The organism is Vibrio coralliirubri, assembly GCF_024347375.1.
Lineage (GTDB): Bacteria > Pseudomonadota > Gammaproteobacteria > Enterobacterales > Vibrionaceae > Vibrio > Vibrio coralliirubri.
Window position 1 is genome coordinate 1,088,243 of record NZ_AP025471.1, and the last position, 20,492, is coordinate 1,108,734.

General features: G+C 43.1%; 17 protein-coding genes and 2 pseudogenes. 10 read left to right on the plus strand and 9 right to left on the minus strand.

The features are described 5' to 3' along the window. Window positions 1-30: 30 nt before the first annotated feature. From OCV20_RS21495 to OCV20_RS21505, 3 genes are all read right to left on the minus strand, one after another. Entirely contained in the window at window positions 31-897 is an 867-nt protein-coding gene (locus OCV20_RS21495) for an IS5 family transposase (protein ID WP_261881530.1), read from the minus strand. A gap of 105 nt (window positions 898-1,002) precedes the next feature. Beyond that, window positions 1,003-1,923, minus strand: coding sequence for an IS5 family transposase (locus OCV20_RS21500; RefSeq protein WP_086773621.1), 921 nt, complete (start codon window positions 1,921-1,923; stop codon window positions 1,003-1,005). A gap of 121 nt (window positions 1,924-2,044) precedes the next feature. Continuing rightward, complete coding sequence (locus OCV20_RS21505) at window positions 2,045-3,208, minus strand: aldehyde dehydrogenase family protein (protein ID WP_261881452.1); 1,164 nt, start codon at window positions 3,206-3,208, stop codon at window positions 2,045-2,047. Between the two features lie 206 nt (window positions 3,209-3,414). Between OCV20_RS21505 and OCV20_RS25970 the strand changes: the two are divergent. The 6 genes and pseudogenes from OCV20_RS25970 to OCV20_RS21530 form a co-directional block, all read left to right on the plus strand. Continuing rightward, a pseudogene (locus tag OCV20_RS25970) lies at window positions 3,415-3,462 on the plus strand (hypothetical protein); the annotation flags it as partial. Between the two features lie 48 nt (window positions 3,463-3,510). Next, a pseudogene (locus OCV20_RS25975) lies at window positions 3,511-3,663 on the plus strand (IS5/IS1182 family transposase); the annotation flags it as partial. Window positions 3,664-3,863: 200 nt separating this feature from the next. After that, window positions 3,864-4,784 (plus strand): IS5 family transposase, encoded by a 921-nt coding sequence (locus OCV20_RS21515; RefSeq protein ID WP_086773621.1) that lies wholly within the window; start codon window positions 3,864-3,866, stop codon window positions 4,782-4,784. A gap of 465 nt (window positions 4,785-5,249) precedes the next feature. Beyond that, window positions 5,250-6,170, plus strand: a complete 921-nt coding sequence (locus OCV20_RS21520) for an IS5 family transposase (RefSeq protein ID WP_261881408.1) — start codon at window positions 5,250-5,252, stop codon at window positions 6,168-6,170. Window positions 6,171-6,439: 269 nt separating this feature from the next. After that, complete coding sequence (locus OCV20_RS21525; RefSeq protein ID WP_086774681.1) at window positions 6,440-7,168, plus strand: zeta toxin family protein; 729 nt, start codon at window positions 6,440-6,442, stop codon at window positions 7,166-7,168. 18 nt (window positions 7,169-7,186) lie between these two features. Next, window positions 7,187-7,345 carry a hypothetical protein gene (locus tag OCV20_RS21530; protein WP_016799988.1) on the plus strand — a complete coding sequence of 53 codons (159 nt, stop codon included), beginning with the start codon at window positions 7,187-7,189 and terminating at the stop codon, window positions 7,343-7,345. Window positions 7,346-7,590: 245 nt separating this feature from the next. Here OCV20_RS21530 and radC read toward each other — a convergent pair whose 3' ends face one another. From radC to OCV20_RS21560, 6 genes are all read right to left on the minus strand, one after another. Next, window positions 7,591-8,076: a RadC family protein gene (gene radC, locus OCV20_RS21535; protein WP_086774680.1), complete on the minus strand. Its 486-nt coding sequence runs from the start codon at window positions 8,074-8,076 to the stop codon at window positions 7,591-7,593. 878 nt (window positions 8,077-8,954) lie between these two features. After that, the gene (locus OCV20_RS21540) at window positions 8,955-9,464 is read right to left on the minus strand and encodes a hypothetical protein (RefSeq protein WP_050650778.1); all 510 of its coding nucleotides are present in this window, start codon (window positions 9,462-9,464) and stop codon (window positions 8,955-8,957) included. A 505-nt stretch (window positions 9,465-9,969) separates the two neighbouring features. Continuing rightward, a complete protein-coding gene (locus OCV20_RS21545; protein ID WP_050649261.1) occupies window positions 9,970-10,269 on the minus strand; it encodes a hypothetical protein in 300 nt (99 codons plus the stop codon). Window positions 10,270-10,285: 16 nt separating this feature from the next. Beyond that, the gene (locus OCV20_RS21550) at window positions 10,286-11,059 is read right to left on the minus strand and encodes a ParA family protein (protein WP_086774678.1); all 774 of its coding nucleotides are present in this window, start codon (window positions 11,057-11,059) and stop codon (window positions 10,286-10,288) included. A gap of 494 nt (window positions 11,060-11,553) precedes the next feature. Then, window positions 11,554-11,691, minus strand: coding sequence for a hypothetical protein (locus OCV20_RS21555; RefSeq protein WP_238382818.1), 138 nt, complete (start codon window positions 11,689-11,691; stop codon window positions 11,554-11,556). Between the two features lie 441 nt (window positions 11,692-12,132). Continuing rightward, window positions 12,133-12,879: a phage tail protein gene (locus tag OCV20_RS21560; RefSeq protein WP_086774676.1), complete on the minus strand. Its 747-nt coding sequence runs from the start codon at window positions 12,877-12,879 to the stop codon at window positions 12,133-12,135. A 251-nt stretch (window positions 12,880-13,130) separates the two neighbouring features. On the opposite strand from OCV20_RS21560, the gene OCV20_RS21565 reads away from it, so the two are divergent. The 4 genes from OCV20_RS21565 (at window position 13,131) to OCV20_RS21580 (ending at window position 20,452) form a co-directional block, all read left to right on the plus strand. Then, window positions 13,131-13,313, plus strand: coding sequence for a hypothetical protein (locus OCV20_RS21565; protein WP_086774675.1), 183 nt, complete (start codon window positions 13,131-13,133; stop codon window positions 13,311-13,313). A 113-nt stretch (window positions 13,314-13,426) separates the two neighbouring features. After that, window positions 13,427-15,166: an FAD-binding oxidoreductase gene (locus OCV20_RS21570; RefSeq protein ID WP_086774674.1), complete on the plus strand. Its 1,740-nt coding sequence runs from the start codon at window positions 13,427-13,429 to the stop codon at window positions 15,164-15,166. A 282-nt stretch (window positions 15,167-15,448) separates the two neighbouring features. Next, window positions 15,449-19,519 (plus strand): protein kinase domain-containing protein, encoded by a 4,071-nt coding sequence (locus OCV20_RS21575; RefSeq protein ID WP_086774673.1) that lies wholly within the window; start codon window positions 15,449-15,451, stop codon window positions 19,517-19,519. Between the two features lie 15 nt (window positions 19,520-19,534). Further along, window positions 19,535-20,452 carry a hypothetical protein gene (locus OCV20_RS21580; RefSeq protein WP_086774672.1) on the plus strand — a complete coding sequence of 306 codons (918 nt, stop codon included), beginning with the start codon at window positions 19,535-19,537 and terminating at the stop codon, window positions 20,450-20,452. Window positions 20,453-20,492 lie beyond the last annotated feature (40 nt).

Genomic DNA, 20,492 nt, shown 5'->3' on the forward strand with positions numbered 1-20,492 from the left:
GAGATAGAGCCAACCCGTTTCGCTTGTTTCTTAGTCAATACGACAAGTTTCAGGCATACCTAACCCAGTAAGCTTGTTCAACGCTTTTATCATCGCGTAAGTTTCACCCACCTGGGCATTGTAATTTCTTAAGCTCAGTTTCCCTCCTAGCAACTGTTTAACTCGATACATCGCTGTTTCTGAGAGTGAACGTTTGTGGTATCCATACCGCTCTTTCCAATACTTATTTGAGTCGTATAATTTCTGGCAACCCACGGCGAAATTTCGAGGGTGACCACGCTCCCAGAAGGCAGCCCCTTCTCTTGGGGGAATAAGCGCAATAGCTCCCTTAATCTTAATAGCAGCGTGACACGCTCTCGTGTCGTAAGCGCCATCACCAGACACCTCAAGGATACTTCGGCGTGTTTGTTTCAGTAAGTTCGGGAGTACTTCTCCATCTGTAACCGTCGATAAACTTAGCTCGGCGGCAATGATCTCATGAGTGTTGGTATCGACTGCAATATGCAGCTTTCGCCAGACTCTACGCTTGCCATCCGTCCCATGTTTTTTGACTTTCCATTCACCTTCGCCATAAACCTTAAGGCCAGTAGCATCAATGGCTAGGTGCTGTATCGCTCCTCTCGTTTTAGTCTTAAATGAAACCTCAACTTGCTTGGCTCTACGACTGATGCAGGTGTAATGCGGACAACTTAACGGTACATGGGCTAACCTAAATATCGAGTCGATAAATCCTTGCAGCGCTCTCAATGGCATAGAAAAAACTCGTTTGACCATGAGTGCTGTCGTGATAGCTAAATCACTGAACCGACGCGGCCTACCGCGCTTATTCTGTTTGCTTTGCGCCCATCCGCTTATTGCTTCTTCATCAATCCAAAAAGTCAGAGAACCACGGTTAATGAGTGATCGGTTGTATTGCTTCCAGTTGGTTGTTTTATAACGAGGCTTAGGGGCTTTGTTGCGTAATTAAATTTAGAGATAGAGCCAACCCGTTTCGCTTGTTTCTTAGTCAATACGACAAGTTTCAGGCATACCTAACCCAGTAAGCTTGTTCAACGCTTTTATCATCGCGTAAGTTTCACCCACCTGGGCATTGTAATTTCTTAAGCTCAGTTTCCCTCCTAGCAACTGTTTAACTCGATACATCGCTGTTTCTGAGAGTGAACGTTTGTGGTATCCATACCGCTCTTTCCAATACTTATTTGAGTCGTATAATTTCTGGCAACCCACGGCGAAATTTCGAGGGTGACCACGCTCCCAGAAGGCAGCCCCTTCTCTTGGGGGAATAAGCGCAATAGCTCCCTTAATCTTAATAGCAGCGTGACACGCTCTCGTGTCGTAAGCGCCATCACCAGACACCTCAAGGATACTTCGGCGTGTTTGTTTCAGTAAGTTCGGGAGTACTTCTCCATCTGTAACCGTCGATAAACTTAGCTCGGCGGCAATGATCTCATGAGTGTTGGTATCGACTGCAATATGCAGCTTTCGCCAGACTCTACGCTTGCCATCCGTCCCATGTTTTTTGACTTTCCATTCACCTTCGCCATAAACCTTAAGGCCAGTAGCATCAATGGCTAGGTGCTGTATCGCTCCTCTCGTTTTAGTCTTAAATGAAACCTCAACTTGCTTGGCTCTACGACTGATGCAGGTGTAATGCGGACAACTTAACGGTACATGGGCTAACCTAAATATCGAGTCGATAAATCCTTGCAGCGCTCTCAATGGCATAGAAAAAACTCGTTTGACCATGAGTGCTGTCGTGATAGCTAAATCACTGAACCGACGCGGCCTACCGCGCTTATTCTGTTTGCTTTGCGCCCATCCGCTTATTGCTTCTTCATCAATCCAAAAAGTCAGAGAACCACGGTTAATGAGTGATCGGTTGTATTGCTTCCAGTTGGTTGTTTTATAACGAGGCTTAGGCATAGGACTACGAGATAGAGTGGAGGTAGCTGATCAGATCGTAGGTTCTTGATTTAGTTCCATTGAATTACGCAACAAAGCCAGGCTTAGGCATAGGACTACGAGATAGAGTGGAGGTAGCTGATCAGATCGTAGGTTCTTGATTTAGTTCCATTGAATTACGCAACAAAGCCATATAAACACAACGACTTAAAGGGTGGTTGTATTCGACACCAGCGTCTGATTCTATAATCATCCACTTATTATTCGGTTCCGATATAATGTTGAGACCTGAGAATTGACACTCCAATCGAGTAAATGAAAACAAAGCTTCTTCATCAAAACTTTGCCTAGACTTCGGGAGAATATTTTCATAAAGACATAATTTTTCTACTAACTTATCCTTAAAAGCTTCGTAGTTGTCCCCACAAAAGTATATATTCTGGGTAGAGAAACAAGCATTCTGGTCATAAAAGCAAATATCATGAGCAGCGCCGGAAGCCGCTTCATCTAAGTTGGTCGGTTCATCTAAAATAGTAAAACTTTTTTTAGGGCCGAACTTCAAAACATCAATATGTGAAGGCGAATGCTTAACCGCCCAATCAATAGCATCATGCCCTCCCCAAGCGACAACCGCATCCATATGACTAATGAGCTCTTCCGCAATTGTCGTATCAGCTTTATGTGGCCAATACAGTACAGAGATCGACTTAGAAATTAGGTGGTCCGGATTGACGTCTATAAAACTCATTGCCAATGCATGCGCAGTAAATGGATCGGAAGCCGACATTCGTACGATGCATTGATTTTTAGTCAGAATGCCACGCAATATCGATGTCACACCGGAAAGGGGAACATTACCTGCAAGTAAGTGCATGACTCGCCCTTTAGGGAATGCTCTTACATAACACTCACCTTGAGGTAACCACTCATCTTGAATATGGGTTGACCCAAGCTCAGTATTCACAATGTCATATAGGGCATTTTTAGAGCATAAAATCATTGCGATCCAATTGGCCTCTAATTTTGCCATTTGTGGTGAATAACCTAAGTAGGTAATTAGGTTTCTAATGTACGTTCTTCTTCTTGAATATTCTTCATTCTTCCAGCGCTGTCCCACTGTATAAACAAAATTGATTATATTATTTATATCTAAATCTATCAGAACCTCCTGACTAAGCATCTGAGAAATATGCTCAACATTGAAAGAATCTATTTTAACTTTATTTTCTTCAAAAGTGATCTCATGACTTCCTCGCCCCGTAGAGCATATAAGACCATTTCTAATCAAGGGTAAATGCTTTTCCATATTAAAGGTAACTCCTCTTTATCTAGAAAAAGCCTATCTGTTAATTAATTTATTTGGAAGCGGAAATACCACTTATATTAAAAAGCGTTAATCATATCAAAACATTCCCACTCACAATAATTAGTTATCATTATAGATAATCCACCCTATAAATATTATTAATCATAGTGATTACGACGGCTTTTATGGTCAAACGGGTATTTTCTATGCCGTTGAGAGGTCTGCAAGGATTCATGAATTCTGTTTTCAAGCTTGCTCAACTGCCATTGTTATACCCTCATTATTCATACATTAACAAGCGAGCAAAAACGGCGATGTTCCGTGTGAAGAAACTGCTCGGAGGAACATTAAGTTTAAGAAATTATAACGCCCAAGTTGGCGAAACTTACGCCATGATCAAAGCGTTAAACAAGCTCACTGTTCTAGGTATGCCTAAAACGATAGTAATCGCCTAACAATTCTCCATATTAGGCGAGTTTATACCTGAACTCGAATTAGGAAACAAAGCCACTATGAGGAGTTCTTGTCACCAGGTTGGAATATTGAAAAACATGGTAGTAAGCTCCTTTGGGGAGGGGCTTTGTTGCGTAATTCAATGGAACTAAATCAAGAACCTACGATCTGATCAGCTACCTCCACTCTATCTCGTAGTCCTATGCCTAAGCCTCGTTATAAAACAACCAACTGGAAGCAATACAACCGATCACTCATTAACCGTGGTTCTCTGACTTTTTGGATTGATGAAGAAGCAATAAGCGGATGGGCGCAAAGCAAACAGAATAAGCGCGGTAGGCCGCGTCGGTTCAGTGATTTAGCTATCACGACAGCACTCATGGTCAAACGAGTTTTTTCTATGCCATTGAGAGCGCTGCAAGGATTTATCGACTCGATATTTAGGTTAGCCCATGTACCGTTAAGTTGTCCGCATTACACCTGCATCAGTCGTAGAGCCAAGCAAGTTGAGGTTTCATTTAAGACTAAAACGAGAGGAGCGATACAGCACCTAGCCATTGATGCTACTGGCCTTAAGGTTTATGGCGAAGGTGAATGGAAAGTCAAAAAACATGGGACGGATGGCAAGCGTAGAGTCTGGCGAAAGCTGCATATTGCAGTCGATACCAACACTCATGAGATCATTGCCGCCGAGCTAAGTTTATCGACGGTTACAGATGGAGAAGTACTCCCGAACTTACTGAAACAAACACGCCGAAGTATCCTTGAGGTGTCTGGTGATGGCGCTTACGACACGAGAGCGTGTCACGCTGCTATTAAGATTAAGGGAGCTATTGCGCTTATTCCCCCAAGAGAAGGGGCTGCCTTCTGGGAGCGTGGTCACCCTCGAAATTTCGCCGTGGGTTGCCAGAAATTATACGACTCAAATAAGTATTGGAAAGAGCGGTATGGATACCACAAACGTTCACTCTCAGAAACAGCGATGTATCGAGTTAAACAGTTGCTAGGAGGGAAACTGAGCTTAAGAAATTACAATGCCCAGGTGGGTGAAACTTACGCGATGATAAAAGCGTTGAACAAGCTTACTGGGTTAGGTATGCCTGAAACTTGTCGTATTGACTAAGAAACAAGCGAAACGGGTTGGCTCTATCTCTAAATTTAATTACGCAACAAAGCCTTGGGGAGGCAGTAAAGTTCTTCAGTTAAAAGAGCGAATAGGTATGTTTGAAGGAAAAAAGTTGATAGCAGACGTATTAACATGAAGGAGCATGTCGTTAGATAATTTAGGGGCCGTTATGAAAATAGAACATTCCTTTTTAGATTCTCACTACTCAGTGATACTGTGCATGAGTGTAAGCGACTTCGTGTTACCTCAACTAATTAAGATTGTGCTAACTTAGCAAGATTGCTAACAAGCTTCTGTCCAGAACCTTCACAGTTGGCACTTCGAAACTCTGTGAAGCGTCGTACTGTGATGCTCTGTTCTACCTACCAGTTTGAATTTTTACCGGCTTTGTTGCGTAATTCAATGGAACTAAATCAAGAACCTACGATCTGATCAGCTACCTCCACTCTATCTCGTAGTCCTATGCCTAAGCCTCGTTATAAAACAACCAACTGGAAGCAATACAACCGATCACTCATTAACCGTGGTTCTCTGACTTTTTGGATTGATGAAGAAGCAATAAGCGGATGGGCGCAAAGCAAACAGAATAAGCGCGGTAGGCCGCGTCGGTTCAGTGATTTAGCTATCACGACAGCACTCATGGTCAAACGAGTTTTTTCTATGCCATTGAGAGCGCTGCAAGGATTTATCGACTCGATATTTAGGTTAGCCCATGTACCGTTAAGTTGTCCGCATTACACCTGCATCAGTCGTAGAGCCAAGCAAGTTGAGGTTTCATTTAAGACTAAAACGAGAGGAGCGATACAGCACCTAGCCATTGATGCTACTGGCCTTAAGGTTTATGGCGAAGGTGAATGGAAAGTCAAAAAACATGGGACGGATGGCAAGCGTAGAGTCTGGCGAAAGCTGCATATTGCAGTCGATACCAACACTCATGAGATCATTGCCGCCGAGCTAAGTTTATCGACGGTTACAGATGGAGAAGTACTCCCGAACTTACTGAAACAAACACGCCGAAGTATCCTTGAGGTGTCTGGTGATGGCGCTTACGACACGAGAGCGTGTCACGCTGCTATTAAGATTAAGGGAGCTATTGCGCTTATTCCCCCAAGAGAAGGGGCTGCCTTCTGGGAGCGTGGTCACCCTCGAAATCTCGCCGTGGGTTGCCAGAAATTATACGACTCAAATAAGTATTGGAAAGAGCGGTATGGATACCACAAACGTTCACTCTCAGAAACAGCGATGTATCGAGTTAAACAGTTGCTAGGAGGGAAACTGAGCTTAAGAAATTACAATGCCCAGGTGGGTGAAACTTACGCGATGATAAAAGCGTTGAACAAGCTTACTGGGTTAGGTATGCCTGAAACTTGTCGTATTGACTAAGAAACAAGCGAAACGGGTTGGCTCTATCTCTAAATTTAATTACGCAACAAAGCCATTTTTACCATTGGCACTTTCTTAGAGTGTTTATTCTTTTGTATGTTTGTCGCCCCTAAGTTAGCCAAATTTAGCTAGGCGAACTTTTTCATAGTGCTCAACTCCATATTTCACATGAATTATTTATACGTATTGAGATGCACTTGAGGTTAGAGCAAGTTATGCCTTTAGGCGTTAATTATTGTGTATAATGTGCGAAACATAATAATTTTGAGATGGTCATCTTGGATCTTAATGACGAAGAACTGGCAATCAGGGACTGGGCAGTCATCTTTGCCAAGAAAAACAGGACTAAGATTTGTAGAAGGCTTACTGATAAAGCAGTTTACCTTCCAGAAGAGGCTCCTGTATCTGTCTTTATGAGTGGCTCTCCAGGGGCAGGGAAAACAGAATCATCTAAAGAATTAGTTGCTTCTATCTCTGATGGTCATGTGCAAGTTCTTCGTCTAGATCCTGATGACTTACGCATTGAATTTGAAGATTACGATGGTTCGAATTCATACCTATTTCAGCGTGCAGTTGTTATTCTTGTTGAACGTTCGATGGACTATATCTTTAAGAATGGTCAGAGTTTTTTGTTAGATGGAACGTTATCAAGCTACCATGTAGCGGAAAAAAACATTCAAAGATCTTTAGACAAAGACAGAGATGTACTGATAATATTTGTGTATCAACGCCCTGAACTGGCATGGGAATTTGTTAACGCGAGAGAAAAAGTTGAAGGTAGAAAAATTCTCCCTGAACACTTCGTAGAACAATTCTTTGGTTCTCAGGCAGTTATAGAGGCGTTGAAGGAAAAATTCGGTAAAAAGATCCAAGTCGACTTGTTGATGAAAGATAATGATGGCAGCACTAGAACTTATCATAGTAACGTTAGTAGCTTGAAACCTTATCTGAAACCGAATTATACTGTAGAAGAAGTAAACAAAATTGTGGGCATTTAAAGGTTGATAGGAGGCTTTATGTTTAATTTTAGCAGTAAGAAGGTTGCTTCATCACCATTGTCAAATTTTGTGAAGCGTACATCTTCAAGTGAAAAGAAAAAAGTTTATAAAAGAGTGATCGTCGCTGCTTCAGAGTCTCAAAACTCAACAATTGAGAAAGCTAAAGCAGTTGCATAATCGAATATGCTCTTGCTCATCAATTCTTTAAGCCGATTCAAACTAATACAGTTGAATCGGCTTTTTTACACCTATAACTGTAGCGTATGAACAAACAAAGGCATAACAATCGCTTAAGGTTTCAAGATACTTTTTGCTAATCTGATAGAAACGGTTTAGGTCAGTGGTTGTAAACGTCTTTGTCCAAAAGTTTGTTAGAAGATAGTCCCAGACCCTGTTTCAATCAACGGCCATAAGCCGCTTTTTTAAATCCAACCTAGCTCAGAAAATGAAACAACACTCTCGAATGAAACCACGAAGTGGCCCAGTACTCGGATATCAACCAATGCTAACGCGTCCGTTAATTGGCGGGTAATGCGGCAGTCTGCTTGACTTGGGGTGGCGTCGCCACTTGGGTGGTTATGATAGAGAATAACCGCACTCGCGTTCGTAACCAGCGACGCTTTGACCACCTCGCGCGGGTAGACCGAGGCGGCATTAACGGTTCCGTAGAACATCTCTTGGGTGCGCAACACTCGATGTTGGTTATCGAGGAAGATAACCCCAAACACTTCCGATTCACAGGCGGCCAATGACGTTTGGCAGAACGACTTCACCAATTCAGGCGAGGTTAATGGCGTTTGTTCTGAGATAAACAGTTTGGATTTGAGAATGCTTGCGGCCTGGTCAAGGATGCCCTTTTCTTCTGATGTGAATAACGATACATTTGAGTATTGAGCATGTGCTGACATGGTATTTCCTTTCGGTCTTGGTGAGCGTCTGACTGTCCGTACCCAGTTGCAGGTTCTGCAGCGCAAGGGCGCGCAGCGGCGAAGCCTCCCTTGCGTGAGGGTTCTCAAATGGGACGGTTTAAAGGAAGTCGCGACAACAAGCCAAAAGAACAGCCTAAGCCAGTACCTCAACCCAAAGCACGTCGCCCAGTTAGAAAGGTTCCTTCCCCCCCACCAAGAGGGCGCCCAGCTGGTTACTCGACTTGCGCCACTCGATATTGATGCTTGCTCGTGACGAGCGTTTTTCCTGGTTTACATGACTGGGTGATCACACACCGAATGTTCGCATCCCTCTCAACCAAGGACTCCCCCCTCCGACGACGCGCTCATATTTGTCACAAAAGGGCCTCAACGCGCGCACTCGATAACCTTGGCTACTTAGTACTGGACCGAACAAGGCGTTGCTCGTCGAAAAACACAACCCGTTTGGATACTGCGAACGGCTAGAATATCGAAACAAAATTCAAACAGGTTGATGATCTTATGAGTGTTTGATGACGTCACACATCAGCGGACTTTAGTCGTCATACAGAGAAGAAAGTAAAGCCTTAGCCGACTCGCGATGCTCGGAGGTTGTTTCTATCGTCCTTTCCGTTTTTTTCGCGTAGGCGTAGTCTTCTCGCATCTGCTTAATGGTGGCAGTGTTATCACACACTGATACTCACCCCTTCCCTCGGTTGCCTTCCTCTAGTATTAAAGAGTCGGTATACCCAAACTCATTCACCAAAATCTCATGAACCTTGACCGCCTTTATGGTGGAGTAAAAGTCGGTTGAATTCACCCAAATCACGTGCATGGATATGTCAGCGGATACTGTAGAACGCACTTTCATGTGACCCCTAAGCGCCAAAACGCACATCGAAACAAAATCCTGAGCACTTAAACGTTCCCTCCCCCGTTGTCACAAAGCGCAACGCTGGAAACACAGACCCATAAGTGGTGTACATAATGATGTGCTCCACTCGCTCGTGAAGAAACCATTCACCAAAGCCAGCGCCATTTAATTCGATGAAAAAGTCACGGATTTCATGGAAAGCAAAACGACGCGACACCAATTGCGGAAACTGCTGCTTGATAGCGTCAACGAACCCTTGGTCTTTTAACGCTGCGATATCAGCCTGCTGCTCTGGCGACTGGCGACGACTGAACATTTTCAAACGCTGGATTTTGGAAACCCAATCAGACTTTCTTTTCGCCTCATCACGACACTTTTTGACTTGAGAGCGCAACTTCAAAACCGCTAAAGGACTAGAGACATCATTTTTTGGTGAGCTTTCGTGCCCAGCGGCGAAACGCTGGTCGCTGAACTTTGAATTAGAGAGAGTTGGGATTGAGTATCGTTGCGCCATGAGAGTTTCCTTTCTGTTTGAGTATCACTTTTCGGAGCCGCTTGGCTGTCCGAACTCTCAACATCGTTCTGCTTTTCAAGGGCGCGCAGCGGCGAAGCCTCCCTTGTAAAGCAGGTTGTGGGGAGAAACGGTTAACAGCCTGCATGCCCGTAAATGATGCGAGTGAAAGAAAATCGGCGCATAAGAAAACAAGCCTTTACTCGACCTTAATTGAAGTCAGCGAAAGGCAATATAGAGAAACGACAAGGCGCTAAGACTTGTGACAATGAAGAGGACCAGCAAAGCCTAGCTCGTAAGATAAAACCGAAGGTAGCGGTAAGAGTCATGATTAATGACACGTTTAAAGTGTTTTTCTTTACAATAAGGTACGGCTCAGAACAGTAATTCGACGCTTCAAGTGTCGTGTTTAGCAGTGTTAGAAGTTAAGTCCGAGGTCGGCTCTATGGCATCTCCTAGAATACACAGAGCCTTTAAAATAAACATGTATTACATAGGTAACACACATTCAATTCATTTTATTGATCAACTCAATGAGATCTCCATCATCGATCTTGTCTCGGTATAAAGCCAAGGCTCGGTACAGTTTCGCTGCAGACACATTTCTCTCTGTCTGCTCTTGCAGACTTGCTACCCAATCAGTGATCCGTTCTTTATCCGTCAATGACATTCTAAGAGTCAAAGGAGGCACTTGATAAGATGTCGTCACTTTCTTTTTGACAGTCGTAATTCCAGTCGACTTACTTGAACCTTCGTTCTTGTCAGTAGAGAGAGCTGTTATAGCTCCTCGTTTTTTTAACTTGCTCATGTGTATTACCTATGTATTACATTAAATTCAAAAGAAACACAGCGAGTTTACGGTAATCGTTATTCACAAGAGAACCCGATTTATAAAAGCGCACCGGAGAGGAAACGGCATTTGCTTGTCCGACATGCTCAGAGCGGCGGATAGATATGGGTAGCAATTTATCTTGTACTACCTCCAATTCCTCATCAATGAACTCATTAATGATAGTGTTTCTTGAGTCGACCTCATTCCTCAGTATCAGATAATTACCTTCGTCTTCTTTAATTTCAGATACAGCTTCGAGTAAAGAACTAATGCCGTCTAATGAGAAAGCACCAGAATCAACAGGGATCAAGATGAGGTCTGAAGCCTGGATTGCGTTAAGGGTCGTTAAGGATAAGTTGGGTGGCGTATCAAGAAGAATGAAATCGTAAGTATCACCTAACCTCACCAATTGCTTTTCTAAAATTCGTTCACGATTAATCTTTGTCAGTGATGTTTCGATGACACGTGACAGCTGAACATCAGCGGGAACAACATAGAGATTTTCAATAGAGTTTCCATTAAGTTGTGCTGGTTGAATTAAATCGACAATGGACACAACTTTAGGTTTATCAAATAAAGCAGCAACCGTCGCTTCAAACTTAAAATCCCGTTGCCCTGTCAACGTTTTAGAGCAGTTACCTTGAGGATCGAGGTCAATAACTAACACTTTTCGTTTTCGTGCAAGCTCAGCCCCTAAATTAACAAGAGTCGTGGTTTTTCCAACACCACCTTTTTGGTTCGCAGCGCTGATGATCTTAGTTTTCATAATAAACACCTCATGTATTACATGTGTAGTACACAATAAAAAACAAAAAGCGCACCGTCAATGTATTACATATGTAATACACATATACCATAAAGACCTAAAATTACCTCTCAGGTATACAAATCGCTCGTATCGAGACAGCAAAAATCCTAATGGAAGTGACATCAACCAAGACCTATTGGTTAAAATAATCCCAATACTAGAATCAAAGTCGAGTGCTTAAGTTAAAAATGTTTTGACTATGACAAGTACACGGTTTTAGCATGAATCTGATTCATCAAGTGCTGACGTGCCATCGATTGATCATTTTGTTTATAGATAAGGCGGTATTGCAAGGAATGGGAAACGAGGGCTCTAGTAAATATATGCCTCCAATATATAGATAACTAACGTTCGCTCTCTGGTGCTGAGATCGCCTGCGAGTAAGCTACAAGTGACGTAACACATTTTTGATAGACACTCCTCAAAAGAAAACAACCCAATGAGAAGCCTATTTAGTCTTCTACTCTTAACACGACATGGCCCTGCTCTAACAACTCGATAATCGCTTGTTGGTAAGCTTCTTCGACGATGGTTTGTTTCCAAACACGCTCGTAATCAGATAAAACTTGCTGTCTAGAAATGGTTGACACTCCGAAACTTAATATACCCTCGGTACGATGTCGTCGAATGGTGACTAGCTTAGCCTCCGTCCACAACGGTACTGGTTTGGAGCTACGCCTATATTGAAGTGCTTTTTTATTTTTCGCCATGCTCGTGCCTTAACGGATGTAGACCATCAGCTTATCAAAAGTAGCGCATACACTTTACTGTGTACTCAACAAAAATCGACGTAAATCTCGTTCCACAAGCACGATGTACACCTTACCCATATGCATTTATAAAAAGTTCAACGATGAGCAATTTTGCTGCACCTTTCATCAATTCAGTTCGGTGCTAAGCAGTTCTAGCTAGGATCAGGTGTACCTTTTGCTCCAGTGAATAGTTGTAGAGATCAACAAACACACGCCAATGAAGCTTTTATCGCATGTCAAGAAGCGTAATCAAACACCACCATCACCTTACAGAAAAATTTAATACCTAGAAGGATAAGTACCATTCACTGCAATACAATGGGTAAGCCCGACAAAAGGCTGCCTGTGTTCAAACTCCTTCCCCGCCCCAGTAGACTCCACCTCACCATCCACGAAAATATTATTACCAAACTGCACCTCAGACTTCCCCGTTCCGACTAAATGCGCTCCCGAGGTCCCAGTGCTTCCATAAATCTTCACTTCGTGATTGTCCCCAAAATTATCTTTACCAACCGTGTTTAAAAATGTTGCGCCACTCTCAGGTACCTTATGGCTAGTTCCTGAACTGGTAGAAAGGGGGACTTCCACAGCAACGTCAATATTGACATTGCTCGCATTAACTCGAACGCCTGCCCCGACGACATGCTTATGAGGTGGCAGACTGTTCTGTGTAAGTTTAATAAAATCCTCACCACCCCGTTGAGCTAGTGCTATAGCCCTCAAACCAGGCCCAAACCCTTGACCTACTGCGGTGCGGCCACGCATATCTGGCAGCTGGAAGTTGGTTCTAGCATCACCACCAAAGTTTGTACCCAATAAGGAATACAGTGCTTGCCATTCACTGATTGGCAAATATTGACCTTCCGCTTTCATATAATACGGAGCAGGGCAAAATTCTGCTGCTGTTACACACACAGAACCCATCAAAGGGTCCGTACTGCAGCTAGCCGCGGCACTGCCTGATGAAAATACACCAATTATTACAGCTATCGGTGTCAGCTTAGATATCCATTGGTTTATGCGCATTTGAAGCTCCTTAATGTTAAACCGTTACACAAAACCTCCTTCCCTTCCATGAACCGAAGAGCTCTGTCTCCCCCTTTTCAGCCATGTTGACGAAATAGATTTTGTTTCCGACGAATCTAGTACCTAACAATGCTCCGCTCAATTACACGGTATTACACCTTGCTCTACCGATGGTGTAATACCGTGTAATTGAATGAAACAGCTTCTCCTGTACATTTTGAATGACCTTTAAAAGTATGAATGGAATCAAAATGAGTGGCGGTCTTGATATAGCGGCTTTGGGTGATGATGCTGCAGTAAGTGGTGGCGGGGCTACGAGCAGTAGTGTTGAAGTGAACGTTAACAAAGAGGATTTAGACCATTTCTTCGACCATATATCCGCGGTATCGACTAGGCCGACCTTAGTTCAAGTCGGTTTAGATAGCCAAGGCTGAATTAAACGTGGCTTGACACTAATGGAGCGCTTTTTCGCAATAGCGCTGCTAAGGCAAACCATTTATCAATGCCCAATCAAAGAATCACTGAATTCTTCAAACAAGGAACTGTCATGAACGATATCAATACACAATTCGAGCTATCCGACACACCTCACGAACAGTTAATAGAAGCACAGCGCCTCATGGCAATATACAAAAATAATACTGCGCGTTATTACTATGAATTGTCCGAACTTGGTGTTGATAAAACACAGATTTTGGTTTCACATCGCTCTCGCCCCTCCCAAAGTCCAGGCCTTAGCCAGTATCAAGCTCAAACACTTATTTTTAATACACGCTTTATTGCTTACCCGTCCGTAATTGTTATGTGTCGAAGTGAGTCAGACGTCGTCAACGCTTATCAGTTGGCCGTTAAATTTAACTTACCCGTAAAAGTACGATCTGGGGGGCATGATCACGAAGGTGAATGCACTGGAAATGATGTTGTTCTGCTCGATCTAAGTGGATTAAAAACACTGGATGTGAAGCAAGACTCTCAAGGCTACGTAGCCGATATTGGTGCTGGCTATCGCTTCTACCAACTTATACCTATTTTGGCCGACACCGAAAATGATACGCGCCCTGCATTGACCATACCTCATGGAACTTGCGCAACGGTTGGCTTAGCAGGTTACATTCAAGGTGGGGGATGGGGCCCTTGGACTCGCTTACATGGCATGTGTTGTGAATCTTTGGTTGCAGCAAGAGTCTTATTGGAGAATGGTGAGGTCATCATTGTTAACGATGAGCAAAATTCAGATCTACTGTGGGCACTTCGTGGTGGTGGTGCGTTGAGCTACGGCATTGTATTGGAATTCACTGTTCGTACCTTCGAGATCCCTAATGAAATTCATCGCTTTGAACTGCACTGGAACACAAAAGAAGCCGATACCGGGCATAACTCCACTTACCGCGTTTTAGAGCAATGGGAAAATGCAATTAATGATGAGAACAACATAGAATTCGTTGGAACGAACCTTAAAATCAATGCTATCCCCTCAACATCTACTACTGAAAAAAAATGTTTTAAAGAGCTTCAGCACCCGTGCATCATGTATGGTTACTGGGAGGGTAGCGAAGAGAAACTTAAAGATTTTGTACAGCAATACTTCTCTGCAGGAATGCTTAAAATAACGGGCACTGACAGCAAGCATTTCTATGATTCTGCATTAATGGGTCATTGGGCAAGAAACTCATTGTATGATGTAAGGCGTCTCTCTTCGGCTTCAGATAAAAGTAAGCCGTTTGCTCCCGATTTTGATTCCCCAGCCCCACACAAAATCACCTCGAAGGTCGTCTCAAACCAAGGGCTGAGCGACGTTGGCAAAGAGCAGTTGATCCGATCTTTAACTTCAACTCTCATTAGTAAAGAAAGTGAGTCATTAGGGCTGTTCAGCTACGTTACTCTGGGCGCTATTTCTGGGCCATTCTACGCTAACGACACGAACGAAAAAGCCAGTAAACGGGTCGCTTTTCCCTATACAACGTCTCAATACACTATCCAATATCAAACCTGGTGGAACGAAAAGGTTTATGAGGTCGAAAAAGGCCAAAATAACCCTGTCTATAATTATGTGAATCGAGCTTTAGATTGGATGGAAGTATGTCGAGATACTGACGTATGTGGGACTAAAGGGGCATTTATCAGCTTTAAAGACAGCTCAATACCAACGCGAGAATATTTCCAACAGCATTACCAATGTCTAATAAAAACGAAAGAAAAGTACAGCGGTCCATATCAAAAACTCCCGCTCAGTTCACCGCCAGAAATAGGTTATAACCACTTTAGATCAAGAAAAACAATCTATTAACGTTCTAAACCTCTTCGGACTTCAAAAAGGCTACCCAGAATATATTTGATACGGTCGACAAATACGTTCAATAAATCTGGGAGGCTTATTTACTCACCTAACAATTTATAAGTAAGTAAAATCCCTCATAGAAAACTAGAAAAAACACAATCTAAGTCGCGAAAACACAAACCTAACCTTATGAATCACGTTGAATCATTGAAAGTTAATAACAATCGCTATCACTACCACTCCTTAAGTACTAGACTTATGTTCCTCGAGATGGATCTCAAGAGTAGGTAAATGGCCTTAAAAGAAAATACGACGGACACAGTTGAAGCACAGTTTCACTCCAAACATTACACATTGCTTGAACAGATAGGCGAAGGTGGGTTCGGAAAAGTCTATAAAGCGGTGCAACTCAACACTCGAAAAATTGTCGCGATAAAGTTTCTTACACTAACAGAAACTGAATGCCCTCAGAAAAGACAAAAGAAAATCGCTCGCTTCAAACGAGAGTGTGATTTGGTTCGTCGTTTAAACCACCCTAACATCGTATCACTGCTGGACAAGGGTCAGCAGGGTGATTATATCTTGTACGCCGTCTACGAATTTGTCGATGGCGTAACACTGAAGGATTATTTGGCTTCCCGTGGTCAAATAACACCATCAAAGTCCGCAGAGATCATGGCTTCAGTACTGGATGCTCTCGCTCATGCTCATGAACTCGGTATCATTCATCGAGATATAAAGCCAGCTAACATAATGCTCTTCAATGTAGGGGCGAAACAACACATTAAAATCCTTGATTTTGGGATCAGTACACTTAAAAGTGATGGAAAAACATCGGATTTCCAAACATTAACATTAAATGATGAAACCTTAGGAACCCCTAAATACAGTGCCCCTGAGCAGTTAAGAGGTGAGCCATCTCTACCTCAAACTGATATTTATTCCTGGGGACTTGTATTTTTAGAGTGTCTCACCGGTGTTCCTGCAATAAAAGGCAACAGTGCTGCATCCATTTTTTATCATCAGCTCAGCGCTGCAAATATCCCGTTAGGTCTCCTCGCAGGGCATCATTCGGCGCATTTTTTTCGTCGTGTACTTCATAAAAAAGCACAAGATCGCCCTGGTAACACCGTTGAATTATATCGTGAGTTTCGTCGATTTAATTTTTCCGACATAGCACCAAAGGCTCCTCACTCGGTCTCGAAAGAGGCGCCTGAATTGGTCCAAGAATCAATGACACAAACAGGGGAACTATCATCCTCTTACTACTCAAAATTCACGGAGAGAAAGCAAATCACAGCTCTGTGCTTGATTCTTTCTGAAGATAGAACAGGTGCTAGTGAGTCGACACTCGACAAGCAAGATATAGCAGAAATGCTTTTATCAGATCATCACAGTCAATGTGTCGATATCGCACTTCGTTTTGGGGCAACTCATGTAGCTACCGTTGGTGACACTACGCTATTTTATTTCGGCTACCCTGTGGTCAGTGACAACGATAGCCGACTCAGCGCCAGAGCAGCGCTCGATATTTGGAGCAACCTCCACGCTAAACAAACATCATTCTTAGAACAGCATAATCTCAAATTCGAACTTAGAATCGGCTTGTCTAAAGGGATGATGAGAAGCATGGACGGGGCGATACCTGAAGGGCGAGTCTCAACCGAAGCGATGACTCTTGCTCGAAATAGTCATCCCGGCGAAATCACCTGTTCGCCTCAATTTAGGGAGATGCTTAGCCATCAGCTTGTGTTTGAGCCCATTAGTCATGATTCAATATGCGCGGCACCTTATGGATATCGTCTTAAGGGAGAGCGTTTATCTGAAGCTTTCTCATTTCTGCGTAAAACACAATCACACAGCACTATTGTGGGTCGGCAGATAACCCTCGAACAACTTTTTCGTTTGAACCAGCCACACTGCCAACATCAACTCCTCCATATTCACGGTGAAGCTGGGATCGGTAAGTCTCGTTTAATTCTCGAACTAAAAGAGCGCTTAAGCAACACCCGTTCGTTTTCTCTGCAGTGTTTACCTGAGTTTCAAACGAATGCTCTGTTCCCCTTGCTTAACTTTTTTTCTGCGCACTTCGAGCTTAATGGCCAACATGCCGAGTACAATTACAAAACGGCACTAGATTCACTGCCGCTCTCATCACTAGAAAGAGAAAGAGGCTCAGCCATTCTCTGGGCCTGGTTACAACCTTATTCAAAATTGTCTCACCAAAGTGAAAAGGAATTCCAACAAGCAATATCGACCCTTTCTCTTAGCCAACAGAAGTCATATCTCTTTTTAACCATGTCCCACCTTCTGTCTTTGATTTGCAACGGCTTCACATCCGATGACGACTCATGCTTGTTTATTTGTGAGGATGTCCATTGGTCTGATGCTACTACGCTAGAATTTATCCACTATCTGATTGAAAAAGCAGTTCACAATACCCAAAACGTTCGCTGGCTGAACAGCTCACGTACACCTCTTCCTGAAACACTAAAATCGACCAAAGCTTACGAGGTTGAACTTTCGTCTCTAACGCAGGGAGAGTGCCACCAATTGATTGAACACTTATTCGAGCAAGTAGCCGTTAGTGAGCGAGTGAAGCAATTATTCACAACCAGAAGCGATGGAAACCCACTCTTTCTTGAGGAGTTGGTGTTTCATGCACAGAAAAACAACCTGGTTACAAAGGTGAATGGCTGTATTGACTTCAACGTCACAGAGCCTGAATCACAAGTACCGGAAAACCTCAGAGGCACCCTTCAACAGAAACTCAATGATCTAACTTTCGCTAAAGATACCGCCCAACTTGCCGCCGCTATAGGACGAACATTCGGCGAAGCATTAATTCTACAAGCTTCAGACAAGAACATAGGGCAGATCCAAGCTGACCTAGATGAGCTGCAGCGTAGCAATATTGTTTTTAAACAACGCAGTGTGGAAGGCAACCTATATCAGTTCAAGCACGCTCTAATACGCGATGCCATCTACGAAAGTTCGACAACACAACACATCACTCACCAGCAACTCGCAATGGCCATGGAAAATCAAGAGGGGGCAGACTATCCCCCAGCAGTAATCGGCGATCATTGGTCAAACACACACACACCGGTACGAGCGACGGTCTACTATTTGAAAGCGGGAGAGCAAGCTGCTAAAGCTTCCATGGTAGACGATGCGATTCGACATTATGAAAAGTCGCTAAACATATCGTTGCTTGCTGATAAAAATGACGGAGCCAATCCTGACAAACTCTCAGCTCTTATCGGGCTTGGTGATAACTTGATCCGTTTAGCGAAACACGACGAAGCACGCTCTTATTACCTAGAAGCTCTTAATGAAAATACGGCGGGGGATATTTTAACCAGCGTCATTTTGTACGTTAAATATGGTAAATCTCTAGAAACTCATCATTTACATGAAAAGGCTCTAGGTAACTATAACCGGGCAGAAGCTCTGTTAAACAGCCATACAGTTAAGGATTCACGTTGGTATAACACATGGTTAACGGTCCAATTATCTAAATTGTATATCCATTACTGGCGTAACGAATTGCCTAACATGAGCAGCATAATTTGCAGTATTGAAACGTGTCTTGAGTACTTTACGGATCCACTTTCACAAGCACAGTTTTACGATGCAAAACTACAGTTTGAATTACGAAGAACTCGTTACAATCTAACTCAAAATCAGATCAGTTTAGCTAAAACAGCCTACAACACATCTTTAGAAACTGACGACCATCAACTGCAAACACACAGCTTGTTTAGCTTAGGGTTTACGTACTTATTTAGTCAGCAATATGCGGAAGCAGAAAACCACCTTTTAGCGGCATTAAAAAGCGCCAGTGAGAAAGCCGATACAACACTTAAAACCCGTTGCCTCGCCTACCTAACCGTACTTTTTAGACTGCAAGGTGACACTGAGAATACACGTCGTTATTGGGAGCAAGCCTTATCCTACGCAAAAAACTCTGGGATGGATGACTACGTGGCTATTGCTTATGCCAATGAATCTTGGCTTGCTTGTAGGCAAGGCGATGTTTCTCACAGCCAAGCTCTCATCCAAAAAAGCAATAATATTTGGAAAGCGCTATCAAACGAGTTCCCATTTCCACTTCAATGGTTAGCTCTACTCGTAGAACTCGAGTTATTAACTCTTCTACCGTCAGACGCAATAACAGATAGCGTCCAAGAGCGCACCATCGAAATCGCTATAACATTGCTGGACATCAGCCAGCACGCACTTCCCCACCCTGTCGTTGGCCCACTCAAGGAAATAATGAATGAAAAGCACAACGACGAACACCGTCAGCAACTGATACTTGAAGCATTGAGAAATGCACAGGCGCTAGGTTATTTATAATTAAAAGGACAAAATATGAACAACCAATCCATAGAAGAACTTCAAAAAGAACTGAGCCCTTATATTGATGAGAAAGGTCAACTGACTCTGCGTTCACAAGATATTTATGTGATCAGACAAAATGGTCAACAGGCAACACTCATAAATCATGAAGACTACACGTCAGAGTCAGTAAAACGCCTTGAATGGTGCTACAGCTCAACCGATTATCACTTCTTTTTTGGAGCACAAAAGGGAGGCCAAAAGCTGCAACAAATTAATATTATGGGGCCTGCATTGACTAAAGTTTTACCGTGGAACCTAGACAATGCACAGTGCCCACCTGATATTAATATGTCAGATTTAAAACCTGGATACCTACTCGATCTGCGTCTTTTACAGCTCAATAGGCTACGTGCTCCCCAACACAACGCCTCCCAACAGAACGTTGGTAGAGACTCTCCTATCAGTAACCTTGAGCTGAACTCTAGTGCACCTATCATGAGTTTTGTTAACGACCACATTCCATTATCAGCGCTAAAGCAACTCAAAGAACCTGTCTCTGAAAATATCTATATCGTTTCGTACGTCAATCCTTTATTGGTCAGAGATGATAACCAGTTTTATCCTTATCATGTTCACTACCTAAGCGTAAATGATTTAGACAAGCTAGACGCTTTGAACCTAGAAGAAGGTGCAAGTGAGAACCTCAATGAGTTGCAAGAGACACTTAATGAGTTAAAAGCCAGTATCCATCGACACCAAGACGACTTAACTCCTCACTTAGACTCTATTAAACAAAACAGTAATACACTCACTGCCCAGTCATTAGCTCGATACTATCGTGATGCAGGTGTACAAGTCGGAGCGGTAAACCCGAAAGATTTACAGGAAGAAAGCTTACTCGTGGGAACCGTTTGCACTGTTGCAAACTTGCAGAGTTTCCTTAAATAAGAAGCGAGTTATTATTAAGGAGCCAAATAGGACATTTGGC

Excerpts from the sequence above, each read along its gene's own strand:
- OCV20_RS21500 (WP_086773621.1), bottom strand. The coding sequence starts at position 1,923 with ATGCCTAAGCCTCGTTATAAAACAACCAACTGGAAGCAATACAACCGA.
- OCV20_RS21505 (WP_261881452.1), bottom strand. The coding sequence starts at position 3,208 with ATGGAAAAGCATTTACCCTTGATTAGAAATGGTCTTATATGCTCTACG.
- OCV20_RS21515 (WP_086773621.1), top strand. The coding sequence starts at position 3,864 with ATGCCTAAGCCTCGTTATAAAACAACCAACTGGAAGCAATACAACCGA.
- OCV20_RS21520 (WP_261881408.1), top strand. The coding sequence starts at position 5,250 with ATGCCTAAGCCTCGTTATAAAACAACCAACTGGAAGCAATACAACCGA.
- OCV20_RS21525 (WP_086774681.1), top strand. The coding sequence starts at position 6,440 with ATGGTCATCTTGGATCTTAATGACGAAGAACTGGCAATCAGGGACTGG.
- OCV20_RS21530 (WP_016799988.1), top strand. The coding sequence starts at position 7,187 with ATGTTTAATTTTAGCAGTAAGAAGGTTGCTTCATCACCATTGTCAAAT.
- radC (WP_086774680.1), bottom strand. The coding sequence starts at position 8,076 with ATGTCAGCACATGCTCAATACTCAAATGTATCGTTATTCACATCAGAA.
- OCV20_RS21540 (WP_050650778.1), bottom strand. The coding sequence starts at position 9,464 with ATGGCGCAACGATACTCAATCCCAACTCTCTCTAATTCAAAGTTCAGC.
- OCV20_RS21545 (WP_050649261.1), bottom strand. The coding sequence starts at position 10,269 with ATGAGCAAGTTAAAAAAACGAGGAGCTATAACAGCTCTCTCTACTGAC.
- OCV20_RS21550 (WP_086774678.1), bottom strand. The coding sequence starts at position 11,059 with ATGAAAACTAAGATCATCAGCGCTGCGAACCAAAAAGGTGGTGTTGGA.
- OCV20_RS21560 (WP_086774676.1), bottom strand. The coding sequence starts at position 12,879 with ATGCGCATAAACCAATGGATATCTAAGCTGACACCGATAGCTGTAATA.
- OCV20_RS21565 (WP_086774675.1), top strand. The coding sequence starts at position 13,131 with ATGAGTGGCGGTCTTGATATAGCGGCTTTGGGTGATGATGCTGCAGTA.
- OCV20_RS21570 (WP_086774674.1), top strand. The coding sequence starts at position 13,427 with ATGAACGATATCAATACACAATTCGAGCTATCCGACACACCTCACGAA.
- OCV20_RS21575 (WP_086774673.1), top strand. The coding sequence starts at position 15,449 with ATGGCCTTAAAAGAAAATACGACGGACACAGTTGAAGCACAGTTTCAC.
- OCV20_RS21580 (WP_086774672.1), top strand. The coding sequence starts at position 19,535 with ATGAACAACCAATCCATAGAAGAACTTCAAAAAGAACTGAGCCCTTAT.